Source organism: Paracoccus sp. (in: a-proteobacteria), from assembly GCF_046462195.1.
In the GTDB taxonomy this organism is placed as follows: domain Bacteria; phylum Pseudomonadota; class Alphaproteobacteria; order Rhodobacterales; family Rhodobacteraceae; genus Paracoccus.
Genome location: NZ_JBKGUN010000050.1, coordinates 1 through 10,379, shown reverse-complemented (window position 1 = coordinate 10,379; position 10,379 = coordinate 1). Strand labels below are relative to the sequence as shown.

General features: G+C 62.1%; 9 protein-coding genes and 1 pseudogene. 4 read left to right on the top strand and 6 right to left on the bottom strand.

Features of this window, described 5'->3' with window-relative positions:
• A partial coding sequence (locus tag ACLHHB_RS03520; RefSeq protein WP_410216901.1) for a hypothetical protein occupies positions 1 to 442 on the top strand: 442 nt, incomplete at its 5' end.
• 315 nt (positions 443 to 757) lie between these two features.
• On the opposite strand, the gene ACLHHB_RS03515 is transcribed toward ACLHHB_RS03520, so the two are convergent.
• The 3 genes from ACLHHB_RS03515 to ACLHHB_RS03505 are packed head-to-tail and all read right to left on the bottom strand — an operon-like array spanning position 758 to position 3,851.
• The gene (locus ACLHHB_RS03515; protein WP_410216900.1) at positions 758 to 1,807 is read right to left on the bottom strand and encodes an HlyD family secretion protein; all 1,050 of its coding nucleotides are present in this window, start codon (positions 1,805 to 1,807) and stop codon (positions 758 to 760) included.
• On the bottom strand, positions 1,804 to 3,429 hold the full coding sequence (locus tag ACLHHB_RS03510; protein WP_410216899.1) for an MFS transporter: 1,626 nt from the start codon (positions 3,427 to 3,429) through the stop codon (positions 1,804 to 1,806). The genes ACLHHB_RS03515 and ACLHHB_RS03510 overlap by 4 nt, the downstream gene beginning before the upstream one ends.
• The gene (locus ACLHHB_RS03505; RefSeq protein WP_410216898.1) at positions 3,426 to 3,851 is read right to left on the bottom strand and encodes a MarR family winged helix-turn-helix transcriptional regulator; all 426 of its coding nucleotides are present in this window, start codon (positions 3,849 to 3,851) and stop codon (positions 3,426 to 3,428) included. Before ACLHHB_RS03505 ends, ACLHHB_RS03510 begins: the two co-directional genes overlap by 4 nt.
• A 344-nt stretch (positions 3,852 to 4,195) precedes the next feature.
• On the opposite strand from ACLHHB_RS03505, the gene ACLHHB_RS03500 reads away from it, so the two are divergent.
• Positions 4,196 to 5,293, top strand: coding sequence for a PAS domain-containing protein (locus ACLHHB_RS03500; RefSeq protein ID WP_410216897.1), 1,098 nt, complete (start codon positions 4,196 to 4,198; stop codon positions 5,291 to 5,293).
• The gene (locus ACLHHB_RS03495; RefSeq protein WP_410216896.1) at positions 5,293 to 5,742 is read left to right on the top strand and encodes a response regulator; all 450 of its coding nucleotides are present in this window, start codon (positions 5,293 to 5,295) and stop codon (positions 5,740 to 5,742) included. Before ACLHHB_RS03500 ends, ACLHHB_RS03495 begins: the two co-directional genes overlap by 1 nt.
• 11 nt (positions 5,743 to 5,753) lie before the next feature.
• Here the strand turns inward: ACLHHB_RS03495 and ACLHHB_RS03490 are convergent, their stop codons facing one another.
• Together ACLHHB_RS03490 and ACLHHB_RS03485 are read right to left on the bottom strand one after the other, a co-directional pair.
• On the bottom strand, positions 5,754 to 7,877 hold the full coding sequence (locus tag ACLHHB_RS03490; RefSeq protein WP_410216895.1) for a histidine kinase dimerization/phosphoacceptor domain -containing protein: 2,124 nt from the start codon (positions 7,875 to 7,877) through the stop codon (positions 5,754 to 5,756).
• Between the two features lie 134 nt (positions 7,878 to 8,011).
• On the bottom strand, positions 8,012 to 8,584 hold the full coding sequence (locus tag ACLHHB_RS03485; RefSeq protein WP_410216894.1) for a biliverdin-producing heme oxygenase: 573 nt from the start codon (positions 8,582 to 8,584) through the stop codon (positions 8,012 to 8,014).
• A gap of 672 nt (positions 8,585 to 9,256) precedes the next feature.
• On the opposite strand from ACLHHB_RS03485, the pseudogene ACLHHB_RS03480 reads away from it, so the two are divergent.
• Positions 9,257 to 10,211: pseudogene (locus ACLHHB_RS03480) on the top strand (transposase).
• On the opposite strand, the gene ACLHHB_RS03475 reads toward ACLHHB_RS03480, so the two are convergent.
• The coding region (locus tag ACLHHB_RS03475) for a hypothetical protein (RefSeq protein WP_410216902.1) at positions 10,101 to 10,379 on the bottom strand (279 nt) is incomplete at its 5' end. The pseudogene ACLHHB_RS03480 and the gene ACLHHB_RS03475 sit on opposite strands and share 111 nt — an antisense overlap.

The window sequence follows — 10,379 nt, the reverse complement described above, 5'->3', positions numbered from 1 at the left end:
TGGGTGGTCATGCCGCTCCCGTGGCGAACCTGCCCATAGTGCGTCCTTCCATTCCCAAGAAGCAATCACATCATCAAAACCTGCGATCAAACACGTAGGTTGCGGAGTATGTGTTGAAGCGGTTGCTGATCTAAAGGGCGAGTTTGTTTATCCTGAACTTGGCGTCATCAACCTCCTTGGCGGTGGAATCGAGACTAACACGCGTAAGCCCATTGTCCCCATAACTGGTCCAATGCAGCGTATCCTGCGTCGGCTCTTGGAACTGCATGCTGTCGAGCACTTGATATGGGATGGTAGCAGGCCGTTGGCCTCGGGAGCGATCAATTGCACCCAGATGATCCAGCGCCTCGTGAAAAGGGCAGAAATCGACGACGAGCTGAAATCTGTCTCAACCCAGCTAACTGGTATTACATCCAAAGGCTTTCGCGGACTGGCTCGATGAGCGGGTCAGTGATGCGGTAATCTCAGCCAGTTGTTCGACTCTAGTAGCCCCATGACCGATATTTATAAATGTTGAAAACTGCGTTCCGTGCTCGAAGTTGCGGCTGTTCTTGAGCACGAATGGTGGCCTTCCATTCATCCATTTACGAGCCTAAACCTGAGGTCAGATACCCTGAGACTGATGCACGCTGATGCAGACGATTGAAAATTAGCAGCAACAACATCACGCATCAGTACAACGTGACCCACATCCACGTCGTGCAGATCACGCGCAAAAGCCTGAATTACCGGCTGGGTTGATCCCTCAGACGATACATCAGTCTGCTGCAGGGGCCGTCGACGTGTCGACGGTCACCACAACCGAAAGCCCCGGCGCAAGATGGTCCGACATGGGCTGATCCGGATCGATCGCGATCCGCACCGGCAGGCGCTGCGCCACCTTTGTGAAATTGCCCGTCGCATTTGATCCGGCCAGAAGGCTGAATTCCGAAGCGGTCGCCGGAGAGAACGCCTCGACCTTGCCGGTAAAGGTCTGACCTGGCAGGGCATCGACGGTGAAATACACCGTCTCGCCCAAGGCCAGCCCGCCCAGACTCGTCTCGCGAAAGTTGGCAACGATCCAGATATCTGCTCCCACCTCGGAGGTGAGGGCGCTGCCCGGCGTGACATACTGGCCCACCTGAACCGAAACAACGCCAAGACGCCCATCCTCACGGACTCGGATGACCGTGTTGTCCAGATCGATCCCCGCCAGTTCCACAGCCGCTTTGGCGCCGGCGATCTCGGCCTCGCGGGCCGAAAGGGCCACGCGGGCGGAACTGACGGCTTCGCGCTGAACGTCGTTCTGTGCCTCGGACTGGGTCAGTGCGGCTTGGGCCTGTTGAAGGGCCAGCTGCGACTCTTCGGCAGCCGAGGCCGAGGCGACGCCCCGGTCGCGCAAGGCGCTGACCCGGTTCCAATCCGCCTGCCGCGTCGCCAGCGCCGAGCGCACAGCCTCGAGCCCGGCCTCATTGGCGCGCAGGGTCGCCTCGGCCGAACTGACCGTCTGGCGCCCAACCTCCAGTGCGGCCTGCGCACCGGCCAGCTGCGCCTCGGCCTGTGCCAGCCTTTGACGATAGATGCGGTCGTCGATCCGGGCGATGACGTCGCCCTTCTTCACCGGCTGAAAGTCGCTGGCCTCCACCGAGCTGACATAGCCTGCAAGCTGCGGGGCCACAGCGGTGACACGACCTCGGATATAGGCGTTTTCCGTTGTCGGTTCAGCCGGACGAAAGGGGGGCAGGTGCCATGCAAACAACAGCAGCAGGATGCCCGCGATGCCGATAACAAGAGCGATGACGGTCGGAAGGATGCGGTCTTTGGTCATGATGTTGTTTCAATTCCTGTGGCCGGGTGCTGCCTGGCGAACAAGGCGTGCAGCCGGTTGTACAGCAGATGCAGGAGAAGAACCGCCGCCGCCAGGCTGGCGATGAGGAAGGTGAGGAAATAGGCGTCGTTGTAGGCCAGCACGGTGGCCTGCTGGCTGACCTCGCGCGCAAGGGCGGACACGGCTTGTGTCCTGCGCTGCGCTGCATCGGCGATTTGCGGGGCCAGGGCCGCCGCACGCGCCGTGATCGCCACCACGACCTGAGGGTCCGAGGCCGTCAGCTGTTCGGACAGGACCTGCAGGTGGACGGCTTGGCGGTTCGTGATGATGCTGCTGAACAGGCCAGCTCCCAACACGCCGCCCAGACTTTGCGTCGAGATGAAGACGATGACGAAGGACAGCAGGTACTGTGGCCCCCGTGCCAGCGCCGCCAGCAGGCCGGCCATCATCGCGGGCACCATGAACAGGATGCCTGCAAAACCGATCAATGCCTGGCTGACGATCATGTCGTCGGGACGGGTGGCCGTGGTGGATCCGCTGTCCATCCAGGCTCCGGCCATGATCAGCACAAGTGCCACCAAATGAAAACGCGGAACATGCGCAGGCTTCATCCATGCCACGCAGGCCAATGCGCCCATGAGGCTGGCCATCAGGATGACCGAGAAGAGCGTGGTCATCTGTTCGGAGCCCACTCCGAGCGCCTGAAACATGCGCGGTGCACCGGCGCTTTGTTCGGACAGGATCAGCCGGAACAGGAATAGCGTGGCCGTCAGGTGCAGGATCGCAGGACTGGTCAGCCAGCGGATGTCCAGGATGGGCGTCTTGCGGTTCAGCTCGATCATGACCGTCGCTGCAAGCGCGGCAACCGACAGGGCCAGCAGCCAGCCGATCCAAGGCTCGGCCGTCCATTGATGGATGGGGCCCATCACGAAGCTGACGATCATCCCGCCAAACCCTGCCGAGATCAGGGCAAAGCTGACAAAGTCCAGAGGCTCGATCACCCTGACGCGTGGCACGGGGCGCAGGGGCAGCAGATAGACCAGAGCGAGGGACACAAGCGCCATTCCTAAGGCCGTCAGGTGGATCATCTGCAGCCCGCCGTCGCCGATCAGGGCCGGCGACACCACTCGCGCCAACGACGGCCCCGACATCAGCAGCAGCAGCGCCATGGGCAGTCCAAGCCGCATCTTCCAAGCTTGGGACAGCGGCTCCAGCATGTACATGAAGGCCAGGCTGGAGATCGGAGCGGCCGCAATTCCCGACAGCGCTTGAACCATCACGCCCGACCGCAGATCCGACATCCAGATCGAGACAAAGGCCATCACGACATAGATGATGATGCTGATTTCGGCAAAACGGCGCAGTCCGAACTGCGTCCGCAACTTGATCAGCATCAGGGGCAGTGCCGCGCGAGGGATCATGTAGGCCGCGACCAGCCAGCTGGCCTGCGTCGTGGTGACCCCCAGATCGCCCGCGATGGTCGGGATGTTTGCCGACACAAAGCCTTGGCCCAGCCCCTGCGCCAACGCGAGGACGGCGGCAGCCCCCATGTAGGCCATGGCCTGCGGGACCGGCAGGGGCGGGTGCGGAGGTGGCGCGGCGGCGGGTTGCGGGCTGCTCATTTCCGGTCCAGCCTCGCGATATTGGCGGCGATCTGGTCGAGAACTCTGCGCGCCTGCGACAGTGCCTCGGGATCGATGCCCTCCAGAACGTCCGAACGCAGCTTGCGGCTGAAACGCGTGATCTGGCTGTCTCGACCTCGCTCGGTCAGGAACAGGGCGTTCTTGCGGGCGTCGCCGGGTATCGAACGCCGTTCCAGGAAACCGTCAGCCTCCAATCCGTCCAGCTGCCGCTTGAGGGTCGGCGTCTCAATCCCCAGCCGGGCCGCCAGTTCGGTCTGCGTCAGGCCTTCCTCGCGACTGAGGGTCGTGATGACCTGTGCCCTCGCCATCGTCAGGCCCATGTCGCGCGCGCAGTCGTCGTAATGCCGGCGCAGGGTACGCATGACCTGCAGGAGAGAGTCGATGATTGCAGTGTCTGGCATGATCGTTAGTATGCTAACCTTATGATAGTTAGCCAGCTAATTAATAAAGGCGTCCGGTTCAACCCCAACGGCCGCTTTCTTGGAGCAACAGCAAGGCTCGAAACCCACCGCAGCCATCGCGAGCCCTGATCTGCAAAGTTGTCCACAGTCGCCCTTGCACGACAAGGGCAATTGATGCAGTCCCGTCGTGGAGCATTCTGTCATCATCATGGACAGCAACATCACAAAGGCGCGCGTTCCTGGAACACGGGTGCGATGGGCGGATCGACAACGGAACCATCGGTTCGGGCAGCGGTTCTTCGTCGGGCCAAAGGAACACGCGCCTCAGGGCATGGGGACATTGTTTGGAAGAGCGGGACGATTGGACGCTGACCGAGGCGTTGCACTATGATCACGGGCGTGCCGATCCCTTTGCGGCGGCCGTGCGTTCCACGCGCATGGCGATGATCATCACGGATCCGCAACTGCCCGACAATCCCATCGTGTTCGCCAACAAGGCCTTTCAGACCCTGACCGGTTATCAACGGGATGAACTGCTGGGACGCAACTGCCGCCTTTTGCAGGGTTCCGAAACGAACCCGGAGACAGTCCAGCGGTTGCGCACTGCCGTCGAGGCAGGGACCGACGTGTCGGTGGACATCCTCAATTATCGCAAGAACGGCACGACCTTCTGGAACGCCCTTTACATGAGTCCGGTGCGCGACGACGCGGGTGCGATCCAGTTCTTCTTTGCCTCGCAGATGGACATCACCGACCGCATCGACCGCCAGTCCCGGATCGCGCGGGAAAAGGCGCGGGTGGAGGCCGAGGTCGGCCGCCGCGTTGCGGAACTGCGCAGCTCGCTCGATGCGCAGCGGCTGCTGCTGCACGAGGTCGATCACAGGGTCAAGAACAACATGACCATGATCGGCTCGATCCTACGGCTGCACATGCGCGAAGCGGATGATCCGGGAACACGCGACATGCTGCGCGCCATGATGGCCCGGATCGACGCCTTGGCGACCGTTCATCGCCACCTTTACCAGGCCGAGGATGTCACGCGCTTCGACATCGGCGCCTATGCCGTCAACTTGGCAAGCGACCTGATCCAAGGCAACCAGCACCGCCAGCTTCGCATCCGCGCCGATCTGGACCGTGCCGAGGTGCCCGCCGGACAGGCCTCGGCCGTGGGCCTGATCATCAACGAGATTCTGGCCCGCGCCATTCGCGTCAACGAGCCGGATCTTCCGGACGCCGTCATAGCCCTGCGTGCATGGACCGAACGCGACCAGGTGCACCTGACGATCGACATGGAGGGGCACGACGATGACGTGTCCGCCATGCCTTCCGGGCTTGGTGAACGGATCATCACCCGCCTTGCCGCGCAGGCCCGTTCGCAGGTGTCCTGGTCCGCCGCCGAAAAGGGCATCCGGGCCCATGTCACAGTCAGCAGGGAACAGTAATGAAACGCCCCAAGCCGCCGCTTGATATTCTTGTGGTCGAAGATGAGATCCTGATCGCCATGGACATCGAGATGATGATCGAGGATGCGGGGCATCACGTCATCGCGACTGCAGCATCACTGAAGGATGTCGAGGCGCTGCCCACCGAAAGAACGCCGGATGTCGCCTTTGTCGACATGCAGCTGGCCCACAACAGCACGGGTCTGCAGGTGAACGCGCTGATCCAGGAGCGCTGGCCTTCCACGATCGTGGTGTTCGTGACGGCCAACCCGAAGAAGATCCCCGATGATTTCGACGGCGCGCACGGGCTGATCGCCAAGCCGTTCTCGGCCAGCGGCTTCACGGCGGCGCTGCACTATCTTCAAGAGGGGATGTGCGAGCCGCCGCCGGTTTCCCCGGCACCCGGCAGCTTCGTGGCATCACCGGGCTTTGCCGCCGACTGGGGCTGACCCCCGGGGGATCAGCCGGCAGGTGCCGTGATGATGACGCAAAGGCCGGGGTGGTTGTTCTCGACCGTCACCGTGCCTTCCAGACGGTCGACCAGCGCCTGCACCATCCGCATGCCAAAGCCCGTGCCCTTGGTCGTTCCGTCCTGACCGATGCCCTGATCCGAAACCTCCAGCCGCAGCTGGTCGCGTGTCTGGCGCAGTGAAACCGAGATCGGTCCCGGGCGGCCCCCATAGGCATACTTGGCGGCATTCGCGATCAGTTCGTTCAGCAGCAGGCCCAAGCTGACAGCATGATCGGTGGAAATCAGGATCGGTGCGAAGTCGGTATGAATCAGCGCGCCCCAGTCGCCATCCAGCGAGGCCTTCAGTTCCTTCATCAGGTCATCGAGATAGATCGAAAGATCGACGATCTCGGAACTGTCATCCTGATAAAGACGGCGATGCACAAGGCTGACGGCAGTCAGGCGGTTCTGCGCTTCCTCCAGCTGCACGCGAACCTCGGGACTGGCCAGTCGTCCCTGCATGCGCAGGAACGAGGCCACCAGCGCCAGGCTGTTCTGCACCCGGTGATTGACCTCGCGCAGCAGGAACTCCTTTTGCCGGATCAGGCTTTCGTTTTCCTTCAGGGTGGTGCGCAGTTCGGCGTTCAGTTGGCGGATGCGCGTGTTGTTGCGCGCGACCAGCATCATGCGGACGAGGCGAGACACCGATTCAGTTTCGGCCGCGGTCCAGTTGCGTGCGCAGCCGCGGACTTCCTGTGACCACGCCTCGAAGGAGGCGCGCGGCTCCAGCGTGGCGCCGGGCGTTGCGGGCTGGTTCTTGTGCGGGTTGCCTGCCCAGGTCACCAACTGCAATTTTTCGGCGCGGAACCACATCAGGATGGTCGGAACCTCGGTCGACATGGTCACCGACAAGAGCCCGCTTGCCCGGTCCTGGAACGCCTCGCCCGCCGGGTAATCCTTGCTGAGGCATGTCGAGACAAAGGGCCGTATCGAGCTGAGTGGACATATATGGTCGGCCAGCGCCCGAAGATCCTCGGTTTCGGGGCAGCTGCCATGGACAAAAAGATCCTGTCCCTGCACGGCCGCAAATCCGTCGGCCGAAACAAGTCCCTGCAGATCGCCCGCGGCCTGTTCGAAGAACTGCGCGAGGGTGTCGTCGGGACCGAGGCGGGACAGGACCATGTCCTCGTGCGCGCGCAGACGGATACGCTCGCGGTACAGCTCCGTTTCCTCGCGCAGCTTGATCTGGCGTGACAGGCTGTCGGCCATCGACTGGCAGGCCAGGCGGGTCGTCAGGCCCATGATCCTAGGGGTCGCGTTGTGGCAGGCCACCAGCCCCCACAAGGCGCCATCCTTGACGATCGACATCGACGCCGATGCGCCCACGCCCATGTTGCGGAGATAATGCAGGTGAACCGGGGACACGCTGCGCAGCATCGAATCGCTCAGGTCGATCCCTTCGATGCCCGGCCGGGTGCCGGTGATCGGCAGGACGGACGCCTCGACATCGGCGATGCTGCGCACGCGGTTGCGGACGTAAAGGGCGCGCGCCTGCCGGGGAATGTCGGTTGCGGGAAAATGGTGGTTCATGAAGCCCGACACCTGTTCCGACCGGGCCTCTCCGACGACAACGCCCGCTTCGTCTTCCAGAAAGCGATAGATCATCACGCGGTCAAATCCGGTCAGGTCCCGGAACAGCTGCGCAGCGCGACGGTAAAGATCGGTCAGGTTCGAGGCGCGCTCCATCGTCATGCCGAACTGCTCCAGCTGCGACAGAAAGCCTGCGTTCAGAACGGCGTTCTGCAGGCAGGGCGACATCTCGATCACCACGTGCTCGCCGCTGCGATAGGCAACAGCGTCACAGGCCAGACCGTCATGACGCACGGCCGGCAGGACCTGCGGCAGAGTTTTCACGGCCCCGGGATCAAGGTCCGAGAACGCACCTCCCAAGACATGTGCAAGCGGCTGTTCCAAGCATTCACGCGACCAGCTGTCCCGCTCTCCAGCGGCGCCGACCACCGTGGCGCTTGCACGGTCCACGATCAGCATGTGCCCAAAGGACTGGATCGAGCCCGGGATATGTATCGGTTCCTTGTCGCAGGCACTCAGGTCGGGCAGGTCGGTCTGTGTCATCTGGTCCTGTGAATAGACAAGGCGTTTGATATCGGTTTCGGCCAACCCTAATCACGGGAACAGACAGGGTCCAGCGGGTCGCCGATCACTTTATCAACCGTGGCCTGAAATGCCTGGATCTGCCGTCATTGGCTCTACGTCATGCCATGAGCCCGCATGGCAAGGCTGAATGTGTCACGCGCGGCAATCACTGCAGCAGGGGTATTAACCGGACGGCTCTCAAGCCATGCAAGAAAAGCAGGCCACCGGCCAGATTGAGATGTCTGCAGCGAGAGGTGGCCGGCCCCATGAGTTTGGTCGAAACCGAGTGCCTTGGCCTGGCGTGCAATCACCCGTGCACCCAGAGAGGACCCCTCGACCACATAAAGCGCCCCTGCCAGAGCGGAGATACCGTGCAGATCAAAGGGTGCCGGAGCCGGTGACGCCGTCTGTCCCAAGTCACTCAGATCACGATCCAAGGCATCAAGCAGGATCGGCAGGCTCCAAGGCTGGCCAGTGTCAGCCAGCGCTGCGATCAGCACGGGTTCCAGCGCGGCGCGGAAAGCTTGGGTCCCTTTGACGTACCGGTCATAGCAGGCGCGGCTGTCGATGACGCCGACATGTTCATCCAGTCGCTGATGCAGGTCGCGTGTTTCCTCACGCAGGATCTGCCGCAGCACATTTGGTGGTACCTTGGCCAGTCCCGGAGTCGCGTGCATGTTGCTCATGTCAGCCCCATGCCACGGTGCTTTGAAAGGCACAAACCGATTTTCGCGGAGGGATGCAGGAGGGCTGCATCGTCATCTGAAGCCAAGCAATCCGAACCATCTTTTTGTGCATGTGCATCACCAGTCTCAGCCATGCATGGTCGACGCGAATGCAGGATTTTGGCCAAACTCCGGGTTCATGCAGGAACTGGCTGTTCCCAATGGCATGTCCTGTTCAGGAGGCTTTCAGCGGGTGGCCGTCATGGCATCCGGTTTCAGTCTCCTGCAATGCAGGATGCAATCCACAAGAATACTTCCCGTCTTTAAGGCATACGATTTGAAGAGGAGCAAAGGCGACTGTTGTATCCGCACTTCCCGTGGCAGAAAGCGTGCTTATCTCCATAGCGATATCCGTTCTGCCGTCATGCCATATGACAGGATAACACCGTTGCTTATGCTCCAAGGCTGCCGCATGCATGGGTGGCCGATGAGGGCAGTCGGGATGACATCCAAGCACCGATAACGACCTGCCGCGACATGTTGCCGATCCTTGGGTCCGTTGAAGATGAGCCAGTACACCGGCTTCAGTCACCGATCAGAACGAGGAAAGGTCACATCATGAGGCCCATATTGCAGAACGCGTCCTGCCGCAGGATCCCTCCGATCCATCTGGTAGGCTAAAAGCGTGCTTGTATGACTGAGCCCGAGGCTGCCCGCTACCGCACGACGCACGGCACGTCCTGCCATGACGCGCTCAGGCGGCGGGGGTCGCTGCTGATCTGGTTGGACAAGGACAGGGCGTGGCTGGCGAACAGGACCGGCCTCCCGGCCGACCGCCGATGTTCCCCGATGAGGAGATCCCGTTCTGCCTGTTGGTGAAGGTGGTCTTTGGCCTGCCGCTCCGGCAAATCGAGCCACGGGAACGCCATCGGGCCGAGTGACCATAGCGAGGTGGCATGGCGGCCGGCATCCCGGCAATGGCGGGGCTCGACTGGCCGGTGCCGGACGTCTCCACGGCTCAAGCCGCCGGCAGAAGACCTGCGTTGTGCAAAGATCCCGCCGCCGCGCCCAACGGGATCACGGTCCCCGGGGGGCAGAAAATGACTGGCCCGCAGCAGGGCCCCCATCGCCCGCGCCCGTATCGGCAGCGGTCCATCTGGCGATGGATATGGCCACCGGCGACATCCTGGCGGTGGCGTTGCCGCGTGCCGTGGGGGGCACAGCCCCGTTCTTCCTGACCTGTCACGAGCAGGGTTTCGCCCGATGATCCGATCGGCACCGTGACCGGCGATTCTGTCTTTCATATACGACGGTGTCACAAGGCCCTCAGGGAGTGCGGCGGCACCGCCGTCATCGCGATCCGCAGGAACAATCGCCTTTGGAGGCAAGACTGCCCCGTCGCCTGTGCCCGCCCCGGCATCCTTCGCGCAACCAGACGCGGCGGTCGGGCGAACGGGACGCACAGGTCCCGTGATCAGGCCCCGAGCAAGATCGGGGCAAGACGCGCGGCTTCACATCCTTCGGCGAGCGGACAGCCTCACAGGACCCCAACAGGCAAACCGCCGCACGCAGGAACCGCTGCAATGCCCATCATGGTGCTGCAATGCAGCGGCCTGTGCTGGTTTGGTGGCGAACCATATGTCAATAACAAAATGCAAACAAGAAAAATTTTTGTCCAGACTGGACTGACAGGAGGACAACACATCGCGGGCAAACCGATAGCGGAGCGCCGCTGAACAAGGCGCACCAGTTTACCCGAGCGCCCGAAGACCTCGATATGTGCCTTTTCAGACCGACGGAATGCCGAATGGTTGAT

Coding starts and splice junctions, on each gene's coding strand:
- ACLHHB_RS03495 (WP_410216896.1), top strand. CDS start 5,293: ATGAAACGCCCCAAGCCGCCGCTTGATATTCTTGTGGTCGAAGATGAG.
- ACLHHB_RS03515 (WP_410216900.1), bottom strand. CDS start 1,807: ATGACCAAAGACCGCATCCTTCCGACCGTCATCGCTCTTGTTATCGGC.
- ACLHHB_RS03485 (WP_410216894.1), bottom strand. CDS start 8,584: ATGAGCAACATGCACGCGACTCCGGGACTGGCCAAGGTACCACCAAAT.
- ACLHHB_RS03510 (WP_410216899.1), bottom strand. CDS start 3,429: ATGAGCAGCCCGCAACCCGCCGCCGCGCCACCTCCGCACCCGCCCCTG.
- ACLHHB_RS03505 (WP_410216898.1), bottom strand. CDS start 3,851: ATGCCAGACACTGCAATCATCGACTCTCTCCTGCAGGTCATGCGTACC.
- ACLHHB_RS03490 (WP_410216895.1), bottom strand. CDS start 7,877: ATGACACAGACCGACCTGCCCGACCTGAGTGCCTGCGACAAGGAACCG.